At 59.5% G+C, this 25208-nt stretch carries 26 protein-coding genes and 3 pseudogenes; 18 read left to right on the forward strand and 11 right to left on the reverse strand.

The features are described 5' to 3' along the window. Window positions 1-127: 127 nt before the first annotated feature. Window positions 128-1651: a Fic family protein gene (locus ACYCCG_RS01385; protein WP_209969784.1), complete on the forward strand. Its 1524-nt coding sequence runs from the start codon at window positions 128-130 to the stop codon at window positions 1649-1651. 118 nt (window positions 1652-1769) lie between these two features. On the opposite strand, the gene ACYCCG_RS01390 is transcribed toward ACYCCG_RS01385, so the two are convergent. The 3 genes from ACYCCG_RS01390 to ACYCCG_RS01400 are packed head-to-tail and all read right to left on the reverse strand — an operon-like array spanning window position 1770 to window position 3222. Beyond that, entirely contained in the window at window positions 1770-2228 is a 459-nt protein-coding gene (locus ACYCCG_RS01390; protein ID WP_209965259.1) for a DUF3429 domain-containing protein, read from the reverse strand. A 35-nt stretch (window positions 2229-2263) separates the two neighbouring features. Further along, complete coding sequence (gene folE, locus ACYCCG_RS01395; protein ID WP_209965257.1) at window positions 2264-2824, reverse strand: GTP cyclohydrolase I FolE; 561 nt, start codon at window positions 2822-2824, stop codon at window positions 2264-2266. Next, on the reverse strand, window positions 2809-3222 hold the full coding sequence (locus ACYCCG_RS01400) for a thiol-disulfide oxidoreductase DCC family protein (RefSeq protein WP_209965254.1): 414 nt from the start codon (window positions 3220-3222) through the stop codon (window positions 2809-2811). The genes folE and ACYCCG_RS01400 overlap by 16 nt, the downstream gene beginning before the upstream one ends. A 263-nt stretch (window positions 3223-3485) precedes the next feature. On the opposite strand from ACYCCG_RS01400, the gene ACYCCG_RS01405 reads away from it, so the two are divergent. From ACYCCG_RS01405 to ACYCCG_RS01415, 3 genes are all read left to right on the forward strand, one after another. Beyond that, window positions 3486-3665 carry a hypothetical protein gene (locus ACYCCG_RS01405; protein WP_209969782.1) on the forward strand — a complete coding sequence of 60 codons (180 nt, stop codon included), beginning with the start codon at window positions 3486-3488 and terminating at the stop codon, window positions 3663-3665. Between the two features lie 486 nt (window positions 3666-4151). Further along, a complete protein-coding gene (locus tag ACYCCG_RS01410; protein ID WP_041167026.1) occupies window positions 4152-4394 on the forward strand; it encodes a hypothetical protein in 243 nt (80 codons plus the stop codon). A 150-nt stretch (window positions 4395-4544) separates the two neighbouring features. Further along, entirely contained in the window at window positions 4545-4826 is a 282-nt protein-coding gene (locus tag ACYCCG_RS01415; protein ID WP_209965252.1) for a DUF3077 domain-containing protein, read from the forward strand. A 268-nt stretch (window positions 4827-5094) separates the two neighbouring features. On the opposite strand, the gene ACYCCG_RS01420 is transcribed toward ACYCCG_RS01415, so the two are convergent. Beyond that, entirely contained in the window at window positions 5095-5835 is a 741-nt protein-coding gene (locus tag ACYCCG_RS01420; protein ID WP_209965250.1) for a hypothetical protein, read from the reverse strand. Window positions 5836-5941: 106 nt separating this feature from the next. Beyond that, a complete protein-coding gene (locus ACYCCG_RS01425; RefSeq protein WP_209965248.1) occupies window positions 5942-7084 on the reverse strand; it encodes a protein NO VEIN domain-containing protein in 1143 nt (380 codons plus the stop codon). A gap of 90 nt (window positions 7085-7174) precedes the next feature. On the opposite strand from ACYCCG_RS01425, the gene tnpB reads away from it, so the two are divergent. Beyond that, complete coding sequence (gene tnpB / locus ACYCCG_RS01430) at window positions 7175-7534, forward strand: IS66 family insertion sequence element accessory protein TnpB (protein WP_459669213.1); 360 nt, start codon at window positions 7175-7177, stop codon at window positions 7532-7534. Window positions 7535-7552: 18 nt separating this feature from the next. Beyond that, window positions 7553-9081, forward strand: a pseudogene (gene tnpC / locus ACYCCG_RS01435) (IS66 family transposase). A gap of 349 nt (window positions 9082-9430) precedes the next feature. On the opposite strand, the gene ACYCCG_RS01440 reads toward tnpC, so the two are convergent. Further along, the gene (locus ACYCCG_RS01440) at window positions 9431-10336 is read right to left on the reverse strand and encodes a LysR family transcriptional regulator (RefSeq protein WP_459669215.1); all 906 of its coding nucleotides are present in this window, start codon (window positions 10334-10336) and stop codon (window positions 9431-9433) included. Between the two features lie 122 nt (window positions 10337-10458). Between ACYCCG_RS01440 and ACYCCG_RS01445 the strand changes: the two genes are divergently transcribed. The 6 genes and pseudogenes from ACYCCG_RS01445 to ACYCCG_RS01470 form a co-directional block, all read left to right on the forward strand. After that, complete coding sequence (locus tag ACYCCG_RS01445; protein ID WP_209965241.1) at window positions 10459-10668, forward strand: hypothetical protein; 210 nt, start codon at window positions 10459-10461, stop codon at window positions 10666-10668. Next, complete coding sequence (locus ACYCCG_RS01450; protein ID WP_245355189.1) at window positions 10665-10931, forward strand: aldo/keto reductase; 267 nt, start codon at window positions 10665-10667, stop codon at window positions 10929-10931. Before ACYCCG_RS01445 ends, ACYCCG_RS01450 begins: the two co-directional genes overlap by 4 nt. Before the next feature lie 10 nt (window positions 10932-10941). Continuing rightward, complete coding sequence (locus ACYCCG_RS01455; RefSeq protein ID WP_209965239.1) at window positions 10942-12324, forward strand: MFS transporter; 1383 nt, start codon at window positions 10942-10944, stop codon at window positions 12322-12324. 15 nt (window positions 12325-12339) lie between these two features. Then, the gene (locus ACYCCG_RS01460; protein ID WP_209965237.1) at window positions 12340-12723 is read left to right on the forward strand and encodes a 5-carboxymethyl-2-hydroxymuconate Delta-isomerase; all 384 of its coding nucleotides are present in this window, start codon (window positions 12340-12342) and stop codon (window positions 12721-12723) included. Beyond that, a pseudogene (locus ACYCCG_RS01465) lies at window positions 12723-13433 on the forward strand (SDR family oxidoreductase). The gene ACYCCG_RS01460 and the pseudogene ACYCCG_RS01465 overlap by 1 nt, the downstream one beginning before the upstream one ends. A 363-nt stretch (window positions 13434-13796) precedes the next feature. Then, window positions 13797-14003, forward strand: a pseudogene (locus tag ACYCCG_RS01470) (ABC transporter permease); the annotation flags it as partial. Window positions 14004-14040: 37 nt separating this feature from the next. Here ACYCCG_RS01470 and ACYCCG_RS01475 read toward each other — a convergent pair. Both ACYCCG_RS01475 and ACYCCG_RS01480 read right to left on the reverse strand, forming a co-directional pair. Continuing rightward, entirely contained in the window at window positions 14041-14757 is a 717-nt protein-coding gene (locus ACYCCG_RS01475; RefSeq protein ID WP_459669216.1) for an SDR family NAD(P)-dependent oxidoreductase, read from the reverse strand. A gap of 45 nt (window positions 14758-14802) precedes the next feature. Continuing rightward, on the reverse strand, window positions 14803-15288 hold the full coding sequence (locus ACYCCG_RS01480) for a DUF2165 domain-containing protein (RefSeq protein ID WP_459669217.1): 486 nt from the start codon (window positions 15286-15288) through the stop codon (window positions 14803-14805). Window positions 15289-15661: 373 nt separating this feature from the next. Here ACYCCG_RS01480 and ACYCCG_RS01485 point away from each other — a divergent pair, with 373 nt between their 5' ends. Then, entirely contained in the window at window positions 15662-16699 is a 1038-nt protein-coding gene (locus ACYCCG_RS01485; RefSeq protein WP_209965231.1) for a sensor domain-containing diguanylate cyclase, read from the forward strand. Between the two features lie 439 nt (window positions 16700-17138). Here the strand turns inward: ACYCCG_RS01485 and ACYCCG_RS01490 are convergent, their stop codons facing one another. Then, entirely contained in the window at window positions 17139-18026 is an 888-nt protein-coding gene (locus ACYCCG_RS01490; protein ID WP_459669218.1) for a LysR substrate-binding domain-containing protein, read from the reverse strand. A gap of 192 nt (window positions 18027-18218) precedes the next feature. On the opposite strand from ACYCCG_RS01490, the gene hcaE reads away from it, so the two are divergent. Genes hcaE through hcaD form a run of 5 tightly spaced genes read left to right on the forward strand, consistent with a single transcriptional unit; the run spans window position 18219 to window position 22532 of the window. Further along, a complete protein-coding gene (gene hcaE / locus ACYCCG_RS01495) occupies window positions 18219-19574 on the forward strand; it encodes a 3-phenylpropionate/cinnamic acid dioxygenase subunit alpha (RefSeq protein WP_176684703.1) in 1356 nt (451 codons plus the stop codon). Further along, window positions 19571-20131, forward strand: a complete 561-nt coding sequence (hcaF, locus tag ACYCCG_RS01500) for a 3-phenylpropionate/cinnamic acid dioxygenase subunit beta (RefSeq protein WP_209965225.1) — start codon at window positions 19571-19573, stop codon at window positions 20129-20131. Before hcaE ends, hcaF begins: the two co-directional genes overlap by 4 nt. Window positions 20132-20185: 54 nt before the next feature. Next, entirely contained in the window at window positions 20186-20506 is a 321-nt protein-coding gene (gene hcaC / locus ACYCCG_RS01505; RefSeq protein WP_209965223.1) for a 3-phenylpropionate/cinnamic acid dioxygenase ferredoxin subunit, read from the forward strand. After that, entirely contained in the window at window positions 20503-21318 is an 816-nt protein-coding gene (hcaB, locus tag ACYCCG_RS01510) for a 3-phenylpropionate-dihydrodiol/cinnamic acid-dihydrodiol dehydrogenase (RefSeq protein ID WP_176684706.1), read from the forward strand. Before hcaC ends, hcaB begins: the two co-directional genes overlap by 4 nt. Continuing rightward, on the forward strand, window positions 21315-22532 hold the full coding sequence (hcaD, locus tag ACYCCG_RS01515) for a 3-phenylpropionate/cinnamic acid dioxygenase ferredoxin--NAD(+) reductase subunit (protein ID WP_176684707.1): 1218 nt from the start codon (window positions 21315-21317) through the stop codon (window positions 22530-22532). The genes hcaB and hcaD overlap by 4 nt, the downstream gene beginning before the upstream one ends. A 21-nt stretch (window positions 22533-22553) precedes the next feature. Here the strand turns inward: hcaD and ACYCCG_RS01520 are convergent, their stop codons facing one another. Further along, window positions 22554-23825, reverse strand: a complete 1272-nt coding sequence (locus ACYCCG_RS01520) for an OprD family porin (RefSeq protein WP_209965221.1) — start codon at window positions 23823-23825, stop codon at window positions 22554-22556. 82 nt (window positions 23826-23907) lie between these two features. Beyond that, window positions 23908-25089 carry a 3-(3-hydroxy-phenyl)propionate transporter MhpT gene (gene mhpT, locus ACYCCG_RS01525; RefSeq protein ID WP_176684709.1) on the reverse strand — a complete coding sequence of 394 codons (1182 nt, stop codon included), beginning with the start codon at window positions 25087-25089 and terminating at the stop codon, window positions 23908-23910. Window positions 25090-25208: the final 119 nt, after the last annotated feature.

Genomic DNA, 25208 nt, shown 5'->3' on the forward strand with positions numbered 1-25208 from the left:
GATAATCCACAAGCCTCACATGCCTGTGGAAAGTGAAGAAAAAAACGGCATAATCGCGAATTCTGAAGATTTTGTGAGCCAACTTAAAAAAAGCACAGCGCTCACGCCCAAACTGAAGGAAAGATACATGCGGGCAGCGGGATATTCGCTACTACTCGATAGGCTGCAGATCTCTGCGGTTGCACTCAAGCGCCCTGCAATCGTACAACCGGTCACCCGGATTGAGAAAATCGGGAACACGCTCGCGGTGCCCCATCGAATGGCCCCCTCAGCGGACGATCTGCTTGGAAATGTGCTGTTTGCGCTCAAGCATGAAGGTATCAACCTTTCGATTCTCGCCCAAGCTCTGCCACAAATACCTGCTGAACGTTTTTCACAAGCGCTGGAAGCATTGCCCAATGGCGCCTATATCCGTAAGGCCTGCTATCTCCGGGAAGCCTTCACCGGTGAAGACATTGGGCAGCCTTCACCTGTACGCGGCGCCTTCGTGCAGCTATTCGACCCAGAACAGTACATTACTCGACCAGGTGAGCGGAATTCGAAGTGGCGGGTGGAATTCAACGGACTCGGAGATCTGACTTACTGCGCGACCGTAGAGCGCACTGCGCAAGTTACAGAGCTTCTTGAGCATGACATTCTCGGCAAGGCGAAGAACTTCATCGCTTCACTTCCACCGCTGATGATGGACCGGGCTATCAATTGGGCGTATCTGCACGAGACCCAGGACTCGTTTGCAATAGAGAAAGAAGCCCCCACCGAAGATAAATCCCGCCGCTTCATCAAACTCCTGCGCCAGGCCCATGAGCGCCACCCACTGACTGAGGATTATCTGGTTACTTTACAGAATGCCACTGTGGCAAACCCTCTGGATCTTGCGGCGGCATTTCGACACGAGCAGAACCACCTTAGCAATGGCATGCATGGAGCAGCCGGGGTGACCTATGTCCCCCCTCCCCCAGGCCTGTGCCGCGAGTTGATGGAAAGCCTGATGCGCTTCGCCAATGAAGGCCCTACCCAAATCGATCCGCTTGTGGCGGCAAGCATCATTTCATTCGGGTTCGTGTTCCTCCACCCGTTCATGGATGGGAACGGGCGCTTGTCGCGCTTTTTGATCCACCAAGCTCTTTGCCAGTCCGGGGCGCTTGAAAACGGCCTGTTGCTTCCTGTTTCGGTTGCCATGAAACGCGAAGAACGCCTGTATCTGGAGACACTTCAGGGATATTCCGGGCCCGTGCGAGAATACTGGCAAGTGCAATGGATCGATCACGAGCAGTTTACATTTGAGTTCATCGGAGCTGACGCGATCTACCGATTCTGGGATGCCACGCAGTGCGTTGTATTCACCTGCCTGATGGCAAAGCGGGCGCTGGAGGTCGAGCTGCGCGATGAGACGGCCTTTCTGGAAAACTATGACGCCGTCTACAGGGCCGTTGATGAGCGATTCGATGTTCGCGGCAGCGACCTCGCAAACCTGGTCATGATGTGCCTGAGCAATGGCGGGAGCGTGTCAAACAATCGGCGTAAGCAGTACCTGTACAGGGTCCCTGAGGCGGTGTTCGACTATATCGAGCTGACAGCGCAACAAGTGCTTGCCGCCCAGCGCTCAGCCGCTCAAGCGCATCAGGGAGCAGAGACACAGACGGATGCATAGTGTTGAGTGGGAGAGCGTCTATTCATGGAACGAAAAGCAAGCCGCGCAGCCCCGCGACTGGGTTATCCGTAGCGCTCACCCTGGCAGGGTAGAACGGATCGAAGCGTGGATTGGGGTTTCAAAAATCAATGAATACGGCGAGCGCACTGAGCAGCAAACAGAGGCTCGCGACAGCTGTGAGATGCACGCGCATCGGCAGATACCACCCAGGCATCGCTTGCGCCAGTTTGCGATCCTGCCAAAGATGGCCGACAAAACCAAAGGTCAACACCAGACACCCCAATGGCACAGGCAGCAACGTGCCAACCCAACCGGTCAGGGCCGGTATAACGCTCCACACCAGTCGCTCTTGACGCTGCTTCGCGGGCAAACCCTGCAACGTCATGGCAAACCCCCAGTGCAGGGCACCGACGAAGCTCAATATCACCGCGCCATAGCCAACCAGCATCATCGAGAAAAACGCTCGATATTCAGCCCAAAAAAGGATGAGCAGCGTCACACCAATAAACGGCAGCAGACCGCCGTAACCCAGGACAGCGAAGCGGCTTGGAGATAACGCAGTAGCATCGGTATTCATCTGGGCGCCCCTTCGCGACGGTTCAGGACCGGACGTCAACTGTGTCGTCCAATGAGGTTCAGGAATTCGTGCCGCGTCGAGGGGGCGTCGCGAAATGCACCTAACATCACGGATGAAATCATCACCGAGTTTTGCTTCTCCACACCGCGCATCATCATGCACATATGCTGGGCTTCGATCACGACCGCCACCCCTGCGGCATCCGTGACTTCCTGCACGGCATACGCAATTTGCCGCGTGAGGTTTTCCTGTATCTGTAAACGACGGGCGAACATATCCACCACGCGTGCAACCTTGGAAAGGCCTAACACACGCCCTGTTGGCAGGTACGCGACATGAGCCTTGCCAATGAACGGCAGCATATGGTGTTCGCACAATGAGTAGAGCTCAATGTCACGCACCACTATCATTTCATCGTTTTCGCTCTCGAACAGAGCACCGTTTACGACCTCGTGAAGATCCTGGGCATACCCATTGCACAAGTACTGCATCGCTTTTGCCGCACGCTGGGGTGTGTCCAGGAGCCCTTCGCGCTGCGGGTTTTCACCAATGCCGACGAGGATTTCATGAAAGTGCTCGGCTAACGAATGTGACATTTGGACTCCTCACCGCTACAACGGTGCCCGCCATCGGGATGTGGTAGCCAGGCCAAGTGTGGCCTCAATCGACAGAACAGCCTGTAAAGAACCGAAAACAGGGGACGTAGCGGACGCCAGGCCAGTGGCGCGACCCACAGGCCCACATCCGCAGCACGCCAACTCCACAAGGTGGCGTCCAAGCCTGTAACCCAGTGCCCGCTCGTGAACCTTCCATGCAGGCACGACCTCAGTTGCTCGACTGCCAAGCCCAACGCCCCTGCATCGAAATCATCAGCACTGATGTCAACCAGGATGAGCTTTCCCCCGGTCGATTGCCTGCGCAGGAAGGCGATCTCCCGAGCGCACAAGGGGCAGGCGCCGTCAAAGTACAGCGTAAAGGGCCACTGGCAATACATGTACAAAGCCTCATTCTTGTACAGGTTTTTTGTACAAGTTAGCTGAAACACGGAAATTCGCAATGGGCGTGACAGCTTTCGGCGACGGCAGCCAGGCGGACCGGCATTTTGATACAAACAATGCCTGCCGCGAGTACTGCTCGCCCGGGGGCTGCACATGCAGGCCTTACCACAAAGCCGGAATCGGATTTGCTAAGATCGCGGCATTCCGCTGGGTGAACTGCGTATTCACTCGAGCCCTTTGCAGCCTGCTGGAAGACCTGATGAACAAACTGATTCTGCCTTTCGCTATCTTCGTTAGCGTCATCATCACTGGGAAGATCGCCGAGCATTACGGCCTGGAGGGCAGCTGGAAAGTCGGCCTGCTGTGCCTCGTGGCAGCTATCGTCCAGATCGCGGTTACCCGCTTTCAGCGCCACCAGCGGCAGAAAGCCCAGCTTTAAAGGGCGCGAGGCATTGCTAACGTCAGTGGGTGATCACGTTATGGGGACTTTTCTTTCACCCAATTTTCACAGTGGCTTGGGCAGGATGAAGCTATCCCTACGTGATAGTACTTTGCCCGCCTCGGCGGGCTTTCTTTTGCCCGCCTGTTTCCTGTTTAGGTTTTTGAGGAACGGGAGCGGGTCGAAAAATCAGAAATAACCCCTTCCTTGTAGGCCATTTCCCAAAGATACTCCTCGCGCCTGATTTTCGTTGCACATGGAAATAGTCAGCCCTAGTCTCGGCCTGTCGCTACCCATTGGCGGCACGGTTTTGACAGACCGTGGTTCACTGAGAGCATGTGCAATGCCAGTTATGGCAGCTGTGCGTGGGGCACCTTCGTGTGCGCCGGGATTCTCAGTGCCCCCGGTCTGTCAACCCACAAACAGCTGCCACCCTTCCGTTTGACAGCGGTACTGCGGCAGCCCTGTAAGGCACTGAGAGGGTTTATGCTGAAAATAGTACCTGATCCACCGCACAACGTTCTTTCCCTGGAAGACACCCTGATTCAGGCTACGGACTACGCGTTATGCGCGGCGACCGTCGTGCATCAGGCAATGCTGCTGCAGCCCAAGTCACCCGCGTCGATTCTGATGATGACCTCGATGCATGAACTGGAGACCTTGAGAGCTTTGCTCGAGTCCGCAATAGCCCAAGTGCAGATGCCCAGTGAGCCTCGGACTATGCATTGACGTGTCGCTGATGTACTGCCTGGGCCGGCCTCTCTGCGGATACCCCCTCCCAGGCACTCCCTCAGCCTTGAAGACTGCCGTGCTCCTGTAGGAGCGGTTCACCCGCGAATAGGCCCGTACAGGCTGAAGCAATCTTGGGGAAACTGAACAATGTCCACAGAAGAAACCAAATTCACCGTCGGCAAAACCACCTTCTACCAAGGTGAAAACCAGACCCATCCGCTGTTCCGCATAGAAGCCGGCATCCCTTGTCAGAGTGCGCGGGAACAGGCATCAGAGCTGATGGGTTACGCTCGGGATATGACGTTGGACGGCCTGATGGAAGACAAGCCCCAGCTGATCTGGGCTTCGCACTATCTCTGCGCCTTGGCCAAGGCGCTGATGGATGATGCCGAGTTGGGCATGATGAAAGACTCGGACAACTCACGGTAAAAATTCGCACAATGTGGAAGCCGCCTTGCGTTGCGAAAGGGCCGCGAAGCGGCCCCGTAACCTATTGGGCAAGAGACTGGCCAATTATCAAATTGATTGTTGCATCGAATATTCCAGCGGATAACTAGCACTCCAATGAAAAAATACTTGAGCACCGCACCCCGCAGTTTTGGTCACCAAGTTGCATTCCTTGCCTCACCTCGTCGACAACTCAACAGCTCAGCTCGATAGAGAGTCATGCCGTGTTACGCATAGCCGACACCAGTAATCACAAATCTCGACAGCTATCCAATTCCGCATTATCTATGCTATTGTTTCTCAGTGCCACATCAAGGATTTCAATCTGGTAACGGTAACGGGCTGCAAGATACCCAAGCAATATCGAGCCTATTGAGATACCAAACAGAAATGCTCCAACCCAAAGTAACAGGGTATTGGCAAGGTTATCTAGCTTGAAACCTGCTGAGAGTGTCTGGGCGACCCAATCCAAACCACCAAATTCGCCGACAAACGAGTATGAGGTTGCTAGCAATCCAACAACAGCCGTTTTCTCACCAAAAAATCGCCCTGAACTGGCACTTATTCGATTTACCCTCCGTTCCAACCAAAACCGTGCATCCTTTAACTCGAACATTCCGTAAGCTTCCAATTTACTAGCCAATTTCTGCTCATGCCGGACGTCTTCACACAAACTATCGAGAGCAAGAATCTTCCACTTCACCAGTAGCATTAACGAGGCTATCATTGGAATTAGTAGAGCAGCCAAAGCTAGTACCGTAGTGAATATAAAAAGCACTGTAACTAATATAGTAGCGACTACAGTCGGGGGCTTAACATCATATAAAAGCACGAACAACACGTTTATCGAAAAGCAAAAAAACGAGCAGACCAGGGACCAATTTGCGATTGCTTGAGCCTTAGCCTCCAAATCGGTACGACCAACTTTTCGCGGCTCACAGCCATTTAACAATTCTAAAATTTTTATCGTATGCTCAATCGACACTGCCATTTTCCCTACATGACTTTCGAGATTGGCCTAGGCCAATGCCAATTCACCTGTCGATATCAAATCAGACACACAAGCCCTTCTGACTAGGTAATAAACTTGGCAAGCCCTAGCGAAAGTGCTCGCGAAAGCTCGCCCTGAAATCCAGTGGTTTTAAGTACAACTGGCTCGACAAGTCACCTCGCAAAATAAAAAGCTTTGGCTCGGTACTAAGCTGGAAAACCCTGTAGAGATAAAACTGCCCCCCTGCTTCTCCAGAGAACTCTAGCTCATTGTGACTTACAACAAACGAGGACGCGATCCCTCCATTGGTAGCCTTTACTTCGATATAGCGATGCAGAACATCACTTTCAAACGAAAGAATGTCGTAGCCAGCGCCATCACCCTGAGTGTCCGAGATCCATTCCAGCTTCTGGAAAAGCTCAGGATGACCTATCTCCGTCAGCCGATGCTGCTCATAACCAATCACCCAATCCTCCCCCAATCGCCCAAGTTTACGATTCGCTTCGTCCCGAGCGGCGTAGTCAAGCTTGCGCGGTAGGCGCTCTCGAGAACGAGAAGGTACACCGAGCTTTTGCCGCTCCTCCATAATCGGTGACTCAACTAGCACAGCCGAGTAGGATTTCTGTGTCGGTGTCTTTACCTCCTCCAGCACATCTATGATGTTGCTTACATCTGCGGAATATCGAAGCACATAATCTTGGACAGCCTTGCGCAATAACAGTTGGCTGTTGCCGCGCGGTTTGTAGCCCTGAATGAAAGGCAGGCCCATGCCCGCGAGAACGCCGCTGATGTTCTGATGTTTGAGCTCTACGGAGGCTTTGCTTCGCCCTCTCAACTGCTTTCGCAAGATTTCGTTGTGCCGGGACTTGTTGAAGGCCACGCTATCAGCTTCCAAGCGTAGCATTTCAAAATAGTCCAAGACGGTGGCGTGGACCTCATCTTCCGTCCAATCCTCCCCGATCCGTATAACCTCAAAACCCAAGCTCCGAAGCAACGGAACCACGGTGGTTTCACCGCCAGAGAAATCGCCCGCGCCAAGCACGCCTAGGTTAGGAAACTGCTTACCAAAGGCAACAGCCACGATCGCCTTGGAATCGCATGGTTCGCCAGTTCGAGGGTTGCGGACCATGTAATCTCTGGACTTACCGAAGCCGTATCGCTTGAGAAACGCCGCTCGTCCCAAATGCGAAAATTCGTCCATTGCAGCCTGTACAGCGGCGGGGCTTTTCAGAAGGGAAAGCTGAGTCACTAACTATGCGTCCTTGCGGCAATCTTCTCTGCAACTCTCAGCTTTTTCCTACGCGAAATCAAGCCAGCAAGGCATCGGAGCCCGCACGCCATGATGCGTCCCGACGCCAAAGTCGAAAAAGTCTATCTCTACCCCAAGCCCGTCGACTTCCGAAAATCCTTTGATGGCTTGGCGGCGCTGGTCGAGTTGGACATCAAGGTGGCGGTGTTCGACCCCGTGCTCTTCGTATTTCTCAACAGATCCCGCAACCGTGTGAAGATCTTGTACTGGGAGCGCAACGGCTTCTGTCTTTGGCTCAAGCGCCTGGAATCCGAGCGATTCAAAACATCACCTGACGCCACCGACGAAGCGATTGTCCTCACCGTCCAGGAACTGAACTGGTTACTCGACGGTTTTGACCTCTGGCGCAATCGCCCGCATCAGGTTTTGACGCCGCGATTCGTCGCCTGATTCGGTATAATCCGGGGCATGATTTCCATGCCCGAAGACCTTCCCGATGACCCCGTACTGCTCAAGCAGATGCTTGCGCAGTTATTGATGGAGCGCACGGTCGATAAGGGCCAGATCGTCGATCTCAAAGAGCAGGTCAAGCTACTGCGCGACCGTCTGTTCAGTCGCAAGTCCGAGCAGACCGTTGAAACCAACACGCCGCAACTCGCGTTGTTCAACGAGCCGGAAAGCCTGTCGATACCTCCGGTCGATGACGACGAAGAAGTGGTCGCGCCAACACTGCGTCGTGGCAAGCGCAAACCGCTGTCCGCTACCTGCCGCGCATTGAAGTCATCCACGAACTGCCCGAACACGAGCAGGCCTGTGCCTGTGGTTGCTGCAAACACGTGATCGGTGAAGAAACCAGCGAACAGCTGGATATCGTGCCGATGCAGATCCGGGTGCTCAAACACATCCGTAAAATTTACGGTTGCCGTGGTTGTGAAGCCGCTCCGGTCACCGCTGACAAACCCGCACAGTTGATCGAGAAGAGCATGGCCAGCCCGAGCGTGCTGGCCATGCTGTTGGCCACCAAGTATGTCGATGGCTTGCCGCTGCACCGTTTTGAAACGGTGCTGAGCCGACACGGTATCGAGATTCCGCGTCAGACTTTGGCGCGCTGGGTGATTCAGTGCGGTGAGCACCTGCAACCACTGCTGAATCTGATGCGCGACCGGTTGCTGGAAAGCCCGGTCATCCATTGCGATGAAACCCGCGTCCAAGTTCTTAAAGAACCGGATCGAGACCCGACCAGCCAATCCTGGATGTGGGTGCAAGCCAGTGGGCCACCGGATCGGAAAGTCGTGCTGTTCGACTACACCTCCAGCCGTGCGCAGGAGGTGCCGTTGCGCTTGCTGGAAAGTTATCGCGGCTATGTGATGACGGACGATTACGCCGGCTACAACGCCCTGGCGTTGCAGCCGGGTGTCGAACGATTGGCGTGCATGGCGCATGCGCGTCGCAAGTTTGTTGAAGCTCAGAAAGTGCAGCCCAAGGGCAAAGCCGGACGCGCGGATATGGCGCTGTCATTGATCAATAAGCTATATGGCATCGAGCGTGAACTGAAGGACGCCAGTGATGAGCAGCGATTGACTGGCCGGCAGGAGAAGAGTCTGCCGATCCTGGGGCAGTTGAAAAGTTGGCTGGACAAAACGCAGCCACATGTGACGTCGCAAAGTGTGCTCGGCAAGGCGGTGAATTACCTGGCGAGCAATTGGAGTCGGCTGGAGCGTTATGTGGAGGCTGGGTCTTTGCCGATCGACAATAACCCGGCAGAGCGTGCAATAAAGCCATTTGTGATTGGCCGCAAAGCCTGGCTGTTCAGCGACACGCCCAAGGGTGCCGCCGCCAGTGCTCAGCTCTACAGTTTAGTCGAGACCGCCAAGATCAACGGCCAAGAGCCCTATACGTGGCTGCGCCACGTACTGGAGCGGCTGCCCCATGCGCAGTCGGTGGCAGATTATGAAGCGCTGTTGCCGTGGAACTGTTCACCGGAGATGCCACGGTAAACGATGGCCTCACCTTGCGGTAGGTGGGGTTCATGGATCGCTTACGATTATTTGAGAATATGGCGGGGGCTGTCTCAGCCTGACTTAGAGGGTAATGTTGGGGTGGGAAATGATGGCAAACGTGCGCCGGGCGTTGACTTCATTGACGATTTTGCTGTAGGGCACCACTGGGAATCTCGATCGTGCACGCGGGTATACACGCAGCTGGAAGCCTTTGGCCGATTTCAAAGGCCAACACAGAGAGCCGCGCATTCCACCAAAAAACGCTCATGAACGCCCAAGGCAAAATACCTTTCCGGCGGCCGGCAGGCCAAGGCCTTTCCCGCGCAAGCGCCTCCAGTGCCCGCGCTCAGCTGAACTCCTCCATGAGAAAACCGATGAATGCTTTCAACTTGAACGGCATGTGGGAGTTCTTGCGGTACACCAAGTGCATGGGCCGTGACGGGATCTGGTAGCCCGGCAGCAACGCCACCAACTGGCCCGTCGCCAGGTAACCGCTCACCACCACTTCCGGCAGCAGGGCGATGCCTTGCCCGCTCAACACTATGATGCAGACGCCTTGGGCATCGTTGACCTGCATCTTGGCAGGAACAGACACCTTGATGAACTCGGCATCGTCGCTCAAAAACTCCCAGGTGTTTTGCAAGGTATTCCACGCGGTCTTGTGCTCGTCGAAATAGGTCGCGATACAGTCGTGCAGGATCAACTCCTGCGGCGTCGACGGTGCGCCACGCCTGTCCACATAGCCCGGCGCGGCACACAGGATCAACTTGTAGGGCCGCAGCGGCCGCGCCACCAGTGACGAGTCCGAAAGCGCGCCCAGGCGCACTGCGGCATCGAAGCGATTTTCGGAAAAATCCACCAGGGCGTCGCTGATCGAAACGTCGACCCGAATCTTCGGATGCGCCTGATAAAACTTGTCGAGCGCCGGCAGAAAACCAAAAATGCCGAATGAACGTGGCAGCGATACATTGAGAACACCTTCAGGGTTCTCAATGAAATGGGAAGCAACATCCTCACTTTCGCGCATCAGGTCGAATATATTCCGGCAGGTCTTGTAGTAGTACGCGCCATAATCCGTGATGGATATCTTTCGGGTCGTTCTCAGTAATAATACCGCGCCCAACTCGCCTTCAAGGAACTTCAAATAATTACTGACCATCGCCACTGAAATATTAAGTTTCTGCGCGGCTTTGGTGAGGCTGGCACTGTCAACGACCTGAACAAATGCCTGCATGGCCTTTAATTTATCCATAGCAACCAACTATCCATTTTTTAACCAGGCTAAAAAGTGTTTTAAATTGTAAATGCTTTACGAAATTTTGCAAAGGGCAGACTATCGGCCGGCGTTATGGGAACAGCCCCCGGAGAACACCGATGAAAGTCATTTACGAAAACTGGCAAGGCCTGGAACGGGAAAGAAACATACAAGTGGAGTACCTCCACTTCGGCAGCACTGAGTACCACACCACGGCGCAGTGGCTGCTGCGCTGCACCGACCTCGACAGCAACGAAGTGCATGACTTTGCCTTGATCAAGATCAAGCAGATGGCTGCTCAACAACTCACCTTCAGGAAGAACATATGAAACAGGTAAAACTCGGTTCACAAGGTTTGACGGTGTCGCGTCTGGGCCTGGGCTGCATGGGCATGAGCCAATGGTACGGCGAGCCCGATGATGTCGAGTCCGGCGAAACCCTGCGCAGGGCCCTGGACATCGGTGTGAACTTCTTCGACAGCGCAGAAGCCTACGGGCCCTTCACCAACGAAGTGCTGATCGGCAAGGCACTCAAAGGCGTTCGTGAAAAGGCCGTGATCGCGACCAAGTTCGGCTTCGACCTGCAGGGCTGAGGGTTGCACAATGAATACCTTGCTAAGAAGAAAGCTGAGCCTGGCGTCCGCCTGCCTGGCCTTCGTCATCGTCATTCTCGACGTGAGCGTCGTCAACGTCGCCTTGCAACAGATCTACACGCAGTTCGAGGGCAGCCTCGCGCACCTGGAATGGGTAGTCAACGGCTACACCCTGACCTTCGCCTCCTTCCTGCTGACCACCGGCTCCCTGGGTGACCGCTTCGGCCCCAAGCGCGTGTTCCTGGTCGGGTTCGCCCTGTTCGCCCTGGCCTCCTGGCTGTGCGGCACCGCGGACAGCCTGACCCTGCTGATCGCGTTCCGCCTGCTGCAAGGCATCGGCGCGGCGCTGGTGGTGCCGGCGTCGCTGGCGATCGTCAACCAGACTTTTCCGGACGCCAACGAGCGCAGCCGCGCCATCGGCCTGTGGGCCGCGGCCGGTGGCATGGCCCTGGCGCTGGGACCGGTGTTCGGCGGCGTGCTGATCTCGATGTTCGGCTGGCGCTCGATCTTCTACGTCAACATTCCGATCGCGGCCCTGGGCATCACCATCGCCTACGTGTTCGTGCAGGAGAAAACCACGCTGGTCGAACGCAATATCGACATCGCCGGGCAGGTGCTCGCGGTCGCGGCGCTGGGCTGCCTGACCTATGCGTTGATCCAGGTGAACAGCTATGGCCTGCAGTCCCAGGAGGTTCTGCTCAGCGCCGCGGGCTTCATCGGCGCCAGCGCCCTGTTCATCGTGGTCGAACGCCGCGTCGCGGCGCCGATGCTGCCGTTGTACCTGTTCGCCAACAAGCAGTTCGCCACCTCCGCCGTGATCGGCATTCTGGTCAATTTCGCCTTCTACGGCCTGGTGTTCCTGTTCAGCCTGTACTTCCAGTACAGCTGGCACTACTCGCCGCTGCAGACCGGCCTGGCGCTGCTGCCGATGACCGGCGCTATCATGCTCGCCAACCTCTACTCTGCCAAACTGATGGTGCGCAGCGGCTTTCGCAAGACCCTGCTGATCGGCACCGGCCTGGCGGCGTTGGGATACGCCTGCATCGTGCCGCTGCTGGGCGGTCATGGGTATGGGGCTATGGTCGTGCAGATCGTCGTGGCGGGCTTCGGCATCGGCCTGGCCGTGCCTTCGGTGACCAACGCCATGGTGTCCAGTGCCGACAGCCAGCATATCGGTGTCGCCTCCGGCGTGCTCAACGCCTCGCGGCAGATCGGTGGGCTGATCGGGGTGGCGTTCATGGGCCTGGTACTCGGCGACTTCGCAGCGGAGTCGTTCGACCAGGGTATGGGCCCGGCCTTGATCATCGCTTCGCTGGCGCTGCTGCTGTGTGTCGGCCTGGTGCTAACTGGCTTCAGCAAACCCCAAGTCCTCGTTTCCAAAGCCACCTCCTAAGCAAGGAATCTCAGCATGCCTCACCTGACCCTCGAGTACTCCACCAACGCCGGCCCCGCCCCCGACAGCCAACGGCTGTTCAACGCCCTGCATGTGCAACTGGCCCAGGCCGGTGAGTTTCGCACCCAGGACTTCAAGTCCCGGATCTTCCCGGTCGACACCTTCCATATCGGCCTGGGCGACGGCGACGCCTCGTTCGTGCGGTTGAACATCGAGACGTTCTTCGGCAAGAGCGCACAGCAGAAGAAGGCCATGTCACAGGTCGCCCTGCGGGTGTTGTCCGAGCACTTCCACCAGGCGCTGACCCTTGGTAACTGCGACATAGCCGTGCAGATCACCGAGCTGGAACGGGAAAGCTATGCCCGTGTGCGCTCCAGCGACCTGGTGGAGAACGCCTGATGTTCGACTTCAAAGTAACATCGGTGCTGGTGATCGGCGGTTCGTCCGGCGTCGGCCTTGCCACGGCGAAACTGCTCGACCGCCTGGGCGCCCAGGTGACCATCGCCTCGCGCAACCTGGAAAAACTCCAGGCAGCCCGGCAACAGCTCGGCGCTGGCGCCAGGCACCTGCAACTCGACATCACCGATACCGCGCAGCTCCAGGCCCTGGCTGACGGCCCGCGCTGGGACCATGTGGTGATCAGCGCCGCCGACACGCCCATGGGCAGCATCGCGGCACTGCCCGACGCCGCCGCGCGCCAGGCCATGGACAGCAAGTTCTGAGGCGCCTACAGCGCGGCGAAGTACATCCCGCTGCGCGCCCAGGGCTCGCTCACCTTCGTCGCCGGCTACCTGTCGGTGCGCCCTGGCAAGGCCAGCGCCTTGCAGTCGGCGATCAACGCGGCCCTCGAGGCATTGGGCCGGGCCCTGGCGCTGGAGCTGGCGCCTGTGCGCGTCAATACCGTATCGCCCGGCTTGTTGGCGACCGAGCTGTGGGACGGCCTAGCGCAGGACAAGCGCGCCTCGCTGTTCGACAGCGTGGCCAACCGCCTGCCGGTCGGCCGCATCGGGCTGGCGGAGGATGTCGCCAAGGCTGTCTGCTTCCTCATCGACAACGGCTACACCACCGGTTCGACCCTCTATGTCGATGGCGGCGGCCGCATCGCGTGAAACCCGGGCCGCCTGCGGCCCTTCGCGGGCAACTCTGCACAGGGCCGTAGGGCAGGTTTTTCAACGCCTTCAACGCAGTAAATCGCTATTTTTTTGCGCCGAATTCCGCTAGTGCCAGTGATTAACACTGGCCAAAAGCCGCATCAGATGGGAATCTTTGCCTCCATGGAGACGTCACCCCCTTGCAACCCGCTTTGGTTCAGGGCTGGTTACACCTGCATCTCGGACCTGGCGGGGTTCAGCTCATGGCCTGATTGGCGCCTTTGGCGCGCATCGGGCAGCTACTCGCGTTCACACTGCCCGCCGCCAGGAATGGACAGCCACACGGGAGTGCGAGCGCCGACGGCAAGAAGGAGTCCGCCTGTGGCTGCACGCTACGGAAAAGGGCTGTTGGGATGGGCCGCCGTGCTCGTCATCCTGGGCCTGCTGGTCCACTGGATCGGCATCGATACGATCGCCCGCTACCGCGACGATCTGGCTTTCTACCTGCAAGCGCACCTGGTCCTGGTGCTGGCTTCGATGGCGGCGGCGTTGGCCGTGAGCACCCCCGCCGGCATTGCCCTGAGTCGACAGCCAGTAAACTTGAGGGCTGATGGCAGCTTTGGCGTCAGAAGCGCTCATCACCGATAGCCGGCAAGATCAGCTCCCGTACGAACGAAGCCCCGGACAAGCGCAACAGCGCGTCGACCATGGTGACCACATCATGCACCGGTACCTGGCGCCGCTCGCCACGTGCTGCGGCTTGCGCCAATGGCGTGTTCAGGGAGTCGTCGGTATTGAGATAACCCAGTTGGAGCACGGTCACCGCCAGGTTGTCATCCCTAAAACCTTCGCGCAGCGCATCAGCCATGCCGTTGAGAGCGAACTTTGAGGCGCCGAACGCTACCTCCGGGCGCCCACTCTGGCGAAGAGCTGAGGTCGAACCGGTGAGGATCAACTGCGGTCGGGGCGCGCCAAGCAACTTGGGCACCAGGCGCTTGAGCAGAAGCAGCGTGGCCGTGATATTCACCTCGACCAGCCTGGTGATCGATTCGTCGCTGTCGTCAAGGAATGCATAGTGCTCGCTGAAGGCGTGTTCTTCCCAGATGCCAACGTTGTAGATCAGGACATCCAGATCGGCAGGTGCCCGATCCGCGATCTGTGCCACAGCCGCCGTTGGCTTGGCAAGGTCGGCATCGACCCACTGCAGATCGATGCCCGGGGCAAGGACCAGGTCTGACGGCTGTTTGCGTGATACGCCGATCAGCGTGTCCCCTGGCTTGCCGAGCCCTTCGAGCAAAGCCCGGCCCAACCCTCTGCCAGCGCCTACGATCATCATCTTCATCTGTTGCTCCTTTTAACTGAAATGCTCCAAGCTTTCCTGGGCCGTTCAACTCCAGCGGACATTCAGTACGACGAAGTGCAGCAGGATCCAGACCATCAACAGCAGATGGGTCAGTTGCAACCCTTCCTGGCGGATCCAGTAGCCGAACCATATCCCGCCCAGCAGCATCGCGAACAGGAACCCGAGCGCTGCGCTCAAGGCCAGGTTCAACCAGGGCCTCGCCACCTCCAAGCCGCCGCCAAACAGCAGTTCATAGCAGCCTACCCAAGCCGCGAGAACGGCGGCTGCCTGTGTCAGCACTATGATCGACAAGGCCAAGCGATGGATGGCGTGAGAGGTCATCGCTCGCACCAGCAGAGGGAGGCTGATTCCGGGAGGTTGGGCCAGCGGCGCCATCGACATGGTCTCCCCGATCGCCCCGGCTGAGCTGGCAAAGGCCTGCAGGTTGTTGATCAGGCTGATACTCAGCCACAGGCTCAAGCCAATACAGCAGGTGATCTGGAAAATCAGCAGTGAAGTCGGAGTGTCCATTCCTGGTCCTTTGTGAATTCGTTTCCGAAAGCAGCGAGAGCGTCCGGACGCCACTCTAAAACCTTGACTTAACTCGAGGTCAATACCGGTTTTCCAATAAGGCTGCCTGGGGCGACAACCTCAACCGTTCGTTCAAGCCGTCTGTAGGTCTGAGAAGTTTGTCGAGGTCTTGGGCGACCGACCGAGCCGCGCCGATCATCGCCGCAGGTATACCCACTGGAGGATCCGGGATAGAGCCAACCGGTTTGCTATGCTCTCTATTCCGGCTGACCTGGCCTGAAGGCGCCGAGCGTGTGCGGCATTGGTCAAGATGCTTGAGAGTTTTCTATCCGCGTTTGTGGAAAAAATCGAACCAAGGAGTGGAGTAACAGACATGCCAGCTTGTCCCCTACCCTCTGATGAAGCACTTCGTCAGCGCACACTTGATGACATGGACTTGGTCGATACGCCGGCCGAGCATTATCTTGATACCTTGGTACGACTCACCCAAGAACTAGCCCAGGTGGAGACCGTTCTGATCAGCCTAATCGATCAGGATCGGCAGTGGTTCAAGGCTCGAATCGGTATCGAGGTAAGCGAGACGAAGCGTAATGTGTCTTTTTGCGGCTACGCGATTCTCGGTGAAGATACCTTGATGGTTTCCGACGCCAGGTGCGATACACGCTTCGAGGACAATCCCCTCGTGCTGAACCCACCCTATATCCGGTTCTATGCGGGCCACCCGTTACGTGCCTCAAATGGCAAAGCCATTGGCACCCTGTGCATGTTCGATCCTCGGCCGCGGAAGCTCAGCGAAGCGCAACAGGCTAACTTTCGGGACTTAGCCACGCTCACCGAGGGTTATTTGCAACTGCGGAGCCTAGCTCAGGTCAATCGCGCTCTGCGTGTTGAAATGGATCGCGGGCAGCGCAGGGCTTTGCTTGATCCTTTGACACAACTATGGAACCGCGGGGCCTTGGCAGCATTTCAGAACCGAGAACTTCGTTTGGCTGAGGAGCGAGGTTTACAGCTAGGTGCCGTATACGCAGACCTCGACCGTTTCAAATCCGTCAATGACGAGCATGGCCACGATGCCGGCGATAAAGTGCTCTGCGAGTGCGCCCGCCGACTGCGGGCTACGCTGCGACCAGATGACCTGCTGGTACGCCAGGGCGGAGAGGAGTTCGTGGCCCTGCTACGGGTTAAAGACAGCCAAGAATTAACGCAGATTGCGGAGCGCTTGCGTCAGTCAATCGGCAGCGCGCCATTTTTGTTGCCCGGCGGCCCTCGGAAGATGACCATTAGCATCGGATGCGCCCTGCTCACTAATGGTGAGCAGGTTGATGATGCAATAAAACGCGCTGACGGCGGTCTCTATGCGGCCAAACACGGGGGACGTGACCAGGTTGTCTATGTGCCAGCGTTATCCTGAGGACTTTAAGACTCGGTAACATGGAGCGAGATTCCCCTATACGAGAGCGTCTCATCTGAACCGGCGTTCGCTAAGGGAACTCCGAACAAGTTGCCTTGAACGCGTAATGAGCGGCGTTTTGACGCCGCCCGACCATTTTCAGCCCTCAATCAGCTCAAAGCCAGGGCTTTGCCCTGGCTCTTGCGCGCTACAGGCGTACCTCTCCTGCAGTGGTCAATAATTGCCTGCTGCGGGAGAGGTGGGCCCGTGAGGGCAGAAAACCAAGACCGTGCCTTGGTTATCCAGTAATCAGCGGCTGAAAATCAGGCTTTTCGGCATCCACAATCCGTCCATTTCCGGCTGATGGACAACTTGTTCGGAGTTTCCCTAAATGGGTGTCCGGTTTTATTAGACCACTACATAGCGATAGATTTGTACGCTGCAACCAATGCTCCCTCTATCACTTTCTCCCCGCCTCTCGAACTATATGTTTCAGATAGTTCAAGGCGCCTGAGTTGGCATCAATATCATGTAGACTAACCATCAGCAGTTCACTCGTTGGCGCATCGCTTGGCAATGAGCGAGAAACAACATCCTTGGGCATGAAGTTTTCGGCATAGGCCGGCAGCAACGTATAGCCCAGCCCGGAAGCCACCAGGTTAATGCTCATCAGTGGATTGGACGACGGGTAGACATGCCCCGATGTGACGTCATGGCGAGCTAGGTACTGCGCCAGTGCATCGTGGATCGAACGCCCGTAGCCCGGATCGATGTTGATCGCCGGCAAGTTGTCCAACTGACTGGGCGTGATGCTGGGAGCCGCCACCAGCGGGTGATCGTGTGGCAGGTAGACGCGAAACTGCTCCACCAATACCACTTCGCTGTGCAGGTTGGCGGCGCGTACCGGGCCGCGCATGAAGCCCAGCTCGATTTCACCACGCGCCAGCGCCACCTCCTGCTCTTCGGAAGTCAGGCTGCGCAGGACGATATCCACCTCGGGAAACGACACCCGGAATATCGGCAAAACGCTGGGGAAAATGCGCACTTCGGCGGCCGGCACGAAGCCGATGGTGATGCGCTCGCGCTGGGAAGCGGCCTTGGCGGCACGCGCCACGGCCATCTCGACGTGCCCGAGGATCTGCCGGGCCTCATCCAAGAATACTACCCCGGCCGGCGTCAGCTCGACCTTGCGCCGGGTACGGGTGAGCAAGGCAAAGCCGATCTCCAGCTCCAGGTTGCGAATCTGCTCGCTCAACGACGGCTGCGAGGTAAACAGGCGAGTGGCGGCGCGAGTGAAGCTGAGTTCTTCGGCGACGGCGACGAAGAAGCGCAAGTGGCGCAGTTCCATTTGGTTTTCCTTGGAATCGTTCAGACAGGGCGCAGGGCCGGTCAACCAGTTATAGGTCTAACCGATAAATAGATCCAAAGAAAGTATTTCTGCATTCGCCCTCACTCCCCTAGATTTACCGAATCTGTTGGCGCCAACAGCTCATTCGACAATAAAAACACACCCTTCTTGTAAGCGGTGAGGAGAATAAGAGTGGCTATCACCCCAGAACAATTCGAGGCTTTGGTCGACGCCCGTAACGGACGTATCACCCCTGCTATCTATACCGACCCGCAGATCTATGAGCTCGAGCTCGAACGCATCTTTGGTCGCACCTGGCTGTTCCTCTGCCATGTCAGTCAGATCCCCAAGCCCGGTGACTTTTTCAATACCTACATGGGCGAAGACCCGATCGTGGTCGTGCGTCAGAAAGACCGCTCGATCAATGCCTTCCTCAACCAGTGTCGGCATCGTTCGATGCGCGTGTCCTACGCCGACTCGGGCAACACCAAGGCGTTCACCTGCCCCTACCACGGCTGGAGCTACGGCACCGACGGCGAACTGATCGACGTGCCGCAGGAGCCGCGTGCCTACCCGCAGGGGCTGTGCAAGAAGCAATGGGGCCTGCAGGCGGTGACCCGCGTGCGCGAATACAAGGGCCTGGTATTCGGCAACTGGGACGCCGAGGCACCTGAACTCGAAGACTACATGGGCGACATCGCCTGGTACCTGGACGGCGTGCTCGACCGCCGCGAAGGCGGAACCGAAATCATCGGCGGCGTGCAGAAGTGGACCATCGACTGCAATTGGAAACTGCCCGCCGAACAGTTCGCCTCCGACCAGTACCACGCCCTCTACTCACACGCCTCGGCGGTGCAGGTGCTGGGGCAGGCGCCCGGCAACACGGAAAAGGCCCTGGGCTCTGACCAGACGGCGCGCCCGGTCTGGGAAACCGCCAAGGACGCCGTCCAGTACGGCCAACGCGGTCATGGCAGCGGGTTCTTCTTCACCGAAAAGCCCGACGCCAACGTGTGGGTAGACGGCGAGGTATCGCGCTATTTCCGTGACACCTTCGACGAGGCCAAGGCGCGCCTGGGCGAAATCCGCGCACTGCGCCTGGCCGGCCACAACAACATGTTCCCGACCCTGAGCTGGCTCAACGGCACCGCGACGATCCGCGTGTGGCACCCGCGTGGGCCGAACCAGGTGGAGGTGTGGAACTTCTGCATCGCCGACGCTGCGGCACCGGACGACGTCAAGGCTGCCTTCGAACGCAGCGAAACCCGCGCCTTCGGGCCGGCCGGGTTCCTCGAGCAGGACGATTCGGAGAACTGGACCGAAATCCAGAAGGTCTTGCGTGGTAAACGTGCCCGCAACGCCACCCTGTGCATGGAAATGGGCCTGGGCAACGAGAAGCTGCGCGAAGACATGCCTGGCATCACCAACTACATCTTCAGCGAAACCGCGGCACGCGGCCTCTACCAGTATTGGGTGGACCTGCTGTTGTCGCCGTCCTGGGACGAAGTGAAGCGTCGCACCGAAGCCTATGAACAGGAGCTGGTGAAATGAACGACGCCGCGATCCGCGACCCGCTCGCGCCCAACACGCAACCGATCGTCGATGCCCAGACTCACCATGAAATCGCCGACTTCATCTTCCAGGAGGCCGAGTTGCTGGATGACTGGCGCTTTCGCGACTGGCTGATCGTCGTTGCCCAGGACATCAGCTACACCATGCGCACCGGTGCCAACGCACAAACCCGCGACCGCCGGCGCAAGGTCGGTCCGCCCACCACATGGATCTTCAACGACAACTGGCACCAGCTCGAGCGCCGTGTCGCACGCCTGGAAACCGGCATGGCCTGGGCCGAAGAGCCCCCTAGCCGCACCCGCCACTTCGTCAGCAACCTGCGCATCCGCGCAACCGAAGACGGCAAGGGTTTCGAGGTGCGCAGCAACTACCTCCTGCACCGTTCGCAGAAGGAAAAGGACAATGTCAGCTATCACGGCATGCGCATCGACCGCCTGCGCCGCGCCGACAACAGCTTCGGCTTCGAGATCTACCACCGCGACATCGCCCTCGACCAGGTGGTGATCACCTCGCACAACCTCAGCGTGCTGTTCTGAAACGCGGGGCTCCTGCCCCGCATCCAGACTCTCCCGAATACCGGTACCCCTACCATGACCACTTTCAGCGTCTGTGAAACCCACGCGCTCGCCGATGGCGAAGCCGTGACCGTGCAAGCTGCCGACCGGCTGATCGCCGTGTTCAACGTCGGCGGCGAATTCTATGCCCTGGACGATCGTTGCAGCCACGGCAACGCCTCCATGTCCGAGGGCTACATCGAAGACGATGCTACCGTCGAATGCCCGCTGCATGCTGCGCGGTTCTGCCTCAAGAGCGGTGCGGCCCTGTGCCAGCCCGCCACCGAGCCACTGCGCACCTACCCGGTCAGCATCGTCGACGACATCATCCACGTGGTGCTGGAGGACGCGGCATGAGCGGCTGGTTGCAGGATGAAGTGGTGCTGATCACCGGTGGCGGCTCGGGCCTGGGCCTGGCGCTGGTGGAACGCTTCCTGGCCGAAGGGGCGAAACTCGCGGTGCTGGAGCGTTCCCCAGAAAAATGCGCGATTTTGCAGGCACACTTCGCCGGTGATGTGGTCGTCACCCAGGGCGACGTGTGCAGTAGCGCCGACAACCAGCGTGCGGTGGATGCCGCCGTGGCGCGCTTCGGCAAACTCGATTGCTTCGTCGGCAACGCCGGCGTGTGGGATCACGGCGTGCGCCTGCTCGACACCAATGCGGAGAAACTCGCCCAGGGCTTCGACGAGCTGTTCGCAATCAACGTCAAGGGCTACCTGCTGGGCGCCAAGGCCGCTGCCGCCGAACTGGTCAAGTCGTGCGGCAGCATGATCTTCACCCTCAGCAACTCGGCGTTCTACCCCGAAGGCGGCGGGCCGCTGTACACCGCCAGCAAGCACGCGGCGGTCGGCCTGATCCGCGAGCTGGCCTTCGAGCTGGCGCCCAAGGTACGGGTCAACGGCGTAGGGCCGTGCGGCATGAACACCGACCTGCGTGGCCCCACCGCGCTGGGCCAGCAGGACACCCGCATCATGGATTCGCGCTCGCCGGATACGATCAAAGCGATCCTGCCGCTGCAGTTCTTCCCCGATGCCAGCGAATTCACCGGGCCGTTCGTACTACTGGCCTCGCGGCAGAACAACCAGACCTTGAGCGGCGTGATGATCAACGCCGACGCAGGCCTGGGCATTCGCGGCATCCGTAATGTCGCCGGAGGGCTGGCACTATGAACACGCGCATCGTGATCATCGGTGCCGGCCAGGCCGGCGCCAACGCAGCCATGGCCTTGCGGCGCCAGGGCCATGCCGGGCCCGTGGTGCTGGTCGGCGAGGAAGTGCACCTGCCCTACGAGCGCCCGCCGCTGTCCAAGGACGCCTTGCTGCAGCCGCAGCAAGGCAAACTGGCCCTGTACACGCACGAGCAATTCGCCGAGCAGGACATCACCTTGAAACTCGGCCTGCGCGCCACCGCCATCGACAGCCAGACCGGCACCGTCAGCCTGGCCAACGGCGAGACGCTGGCCTACGACAAGCTGCTGCTGACCATCGGCGCTCAACCCCGGCGTCTGCCGGCACTGGACGCCCTGGGCGAGTGCACCCATGTGCTGCGTACCTTGGAGGATGCCCAGCAGATACGGGCCCAGGCACAGGCCGGCAAGCGAGCCCTGCTGGTCGGCGCTGGGGTGATCGGGCTGGAGCTTGCCTCCAGCCTGAGCGAACTTGGGCTGCAGGTAGCCGTGGTCGACCCGGCGCGGCGTGCCATGCTGCGCAATTCGCCGGAACCGATAGGGGCTTTCCTGCAAGCGACCCATGAGGCTCGCGGCGTGCGCTTTCACTTCGCAACCGGTGTCCGGGCTGCCGAGCGACGCGGCGATGCCATCCATCTCATCCTGGACAATGGCACGCAACTGCAAGGCGACCTATTGGTCTACGGCATCGGCGTGAGCGTGGACACCACCCTGGCCGACAGCGCCGGCCTGCGCTGCGAACAAGGGGCAATCGTGGTCGACGAGCGCTGCCGTACCTCGCAAACCGGTATCTACGCCGCCGGCGATGCCGTGATGCAGATTGACGCCGACGGCCAGCGCTCTCGCATCGAAAGCTGGGAGAATGCCAACCTGCAAGCCGCCGCCGCAGTGTCCGACATGCTCGACCAGGACCTTGCCCCACCCACGGTGCCGTGGTTCTGGACCGACCAGTGCGGCTACAACGTGCAGTTCGCCGGCGATATGGCGGCGCCGCACTGGTTGCTGCGCGGTACCCCGGGCCAGGGGCCCTTCGTGGCGCTCGGCCTGGCCGATGGCGCCATCGTCGGCGCGGTCACGGTCAACGCCGGCAAGGACATGCGCCCGGCGAAGGAACTGATCGCCAGGCGCGCGCAGGTGGATGAGGCGCTGTTGCGCGACCCAACCGTCGCCCTTCGCCAGCTGGCAAAGGCGTCCTGACCCCGGACGTCCGACCGGCACCTACCAGAGCTTGACCGTGTAATCCACATTGACCCGCAACTCGTTGTCGTCCCGGTGCGTGGCGCCGGGCAGGAAGTCGTTGCGGTACCAGGCGTGGCGCAAACGCAGCGCCACGCCCTTGAACGTGCCCTGCTGCACGACATACGACAGCTCGACGTCTTTCTCGCTCTCGCTCAGGCCGCCGCCACCGAAGCGCGCCAGCTCAATGTTGTCGCCACGCACATAGCGCAGCATGCCCTTGAGCCCAGGCACGCCAAATGGGGCGAAGTCCTGGTCGAACTTGACCTGCCAGCTGCGCTCCTTGGGGTTGATGAACTCGGAGCTGAGCGTACCTTCGGTGATCACCAGCGGCTCGGTACCGTACAGGTAGGGCATCGCAGTGTCGCCCTCGAGCTGCATGTAGCCAACGCCCAGGCTGTGGCTGGCCCAGGCGTAGGTGAGCATCAGCGCGGTGTTGCGGTTGTCGACCGGGCCGGCCTTGGCGGTGCCGTCCTCGCCGGTGACGAACAGGCGCAAATCACTCTTCAGGCGGCCCGCGCCGAGCGGGCGATCGTCGACGAACCCGAAGTAGTCCTTGCGGTACAGCTGGTCGAGCTCGGCGTGGTAGTAGCGCAGGGTCAAGGTGTCGGACCAGGCGTAGTCGCCACCGAGGAAGGTGAAGCGATCGGAGGTGGCTGCGCCGTTGAAACGGCCGTTGGGCGCGGCGACGCTCATCTTCTGGTAGTCGGTGGAGTCGCGCAGATTGATGCGGTCGAGCCAACCGGCATGCAGGCTCAGGCGGTCGATGTCGCTGGAGCGCAGGTAGGCGCCGCGGAAGGTCTGCGGCAGCAGCCGGGTCGGGCTGGCGAAGGCGATCGGCAGGAAGGTGCTGATGGTGCCGCCTTGCAGCTCGGTACGCGAGATGCGCATCTTGCCAGTCAGGCCGAGTTCGGAATAGTCGTCGGCAGGCTCTCGGGTGACCGGGTCGTAGGGCAGCAGGCCGGTACCGACGCGATCGGGCGAGGAGTCGAGCTTGACCCCGAGCATGCCCTTGGCGTCCAGGCCGAAGCCCACCGGGCCCTCGGTGAAACCGGAGCTCGCGTTGAGGATCAAGCCCTGGGCCCATTCGCGAGCAGCCGCTTGCGGGGTCTGGCCCACGTAGTTGCGATCGAAGTAGTAGTTACGCAGCACCAGCTCGGCATGGCTGTCATCGACGAAGCCAGCGGCGTGGGAGGGGTTGGCGCAGAGCAGGCCGATGGCCAGGGCCAGGCAGGTTTTTGGGGCCTTGTACATGGTCACTTCACTTTCTTGTAGTTGTAGGGTGCCCTGCCGCGTGAGCAGCAGGGGAGCAAGCAAGGTTGGACGGCGGGCGGGGTCAGGCCGGGCGACGGCCGATCAGGCGGAACAGCGCCAGGCCGGCGATCACCACCCCCGGTGCCGAAGCCATCAGCACCCCGGCCGAACCGGCGCCGAGGGCGAGCATCTGCCCGGCTACCAGCGGGCCGCTCATGGCCCCCAGGCGCCCGACCGCCACCGCTGCACCAACGCCGGTGGCGCGCACGCGGACCGGGTAGAAGTGCGGCGCCAGGGCATACAGCACGCCCTGCCCGCCAGTGGCGAAGAAGCCGGCGAAGAAACCGGCGACCAGCATAGTCGCCAGCACGCTGGCCAACCCCAGGCCCGCCAGGGCGGCGAGCAGGCCGACGTATACCAGGGCGGCGGTTACCCCGGCCGACAGGCGCTCGAGTACCTGGCCGAGGATCAACGTGCCGATGGCCGCGCCGATCTGCAGGGCGAACATCACCCAGCTGGCGTCATGGCTGCTGAAGCCCTGCCCGACCAGCAGGCTCGGCAGCCAGTTGATCAGGATATACACCACCATCAGGGTGAAGAAGTAGCTCAGCCACAGCAGCCAGGTGGCGCGTTGACCGAACAGCTCGCGACGCAGGCTCGGCGTATCCTCGGCCTGGCCGGTGGCGCGGAACTGGCCCGATTCGGGCAGGTAGGCCACCAGCAGCGGCAGGATCAGCAGCGGCCCAGCGCCACCGACATGGAACACCGTTTGCCACTCGCCGCTGTAGCCGGCGATGCCGATGCCGGCAGCCATCGCCGCGCCCAATGGCACGCCGCAGTACATCAGGCTGACCGCGCTGCCACGCAGGCGCTGGCCGGCGGTTTCGCTGCACAGGGCGATCAGGTTGGGCAATGCGGCGCCCAGCCCGACACCGGTGAACAGCCGCGCCAGCAACAGGCTGGGCAGGCTCCAGGCATGGGCCGTGGCCAGCGAGAACAGGCCAAACAGCGCCACCGAGCCGATCAGGATGCGCTTGCGCCCAAAACGGTCGGCCAGCCAGCCGCCGACCAGGGCGCCAGGCAGCAGGCCGAGGATGCCGGCACTGAAAACCCAGCCCATTTTCAGCTTGTCCAAGCCGAAGGCACTGGCCATGCCTGGGGCGGCGATGCCGGCAGCTTGCAGGTCGAGACCTTCGAGCAGGGCGACGAGGAAACACAGGCCGATGGTAAAGGCCACGCGAGGCGGGTTATTGGCAGATGTCATGAATCACCCATGTTGTTTTTGTGTTGGGTTGAGTTGGCAACGGAGCGCTGTGCACCCATTCGCGGGACAAGCCCGCTCCCACAGGCGCTGCATCGTCCTTGTGGAGCGGGCTTGCCTCG

This window comes from Pseudomonas sp. VEM90 (assembly GCF_054611535.1).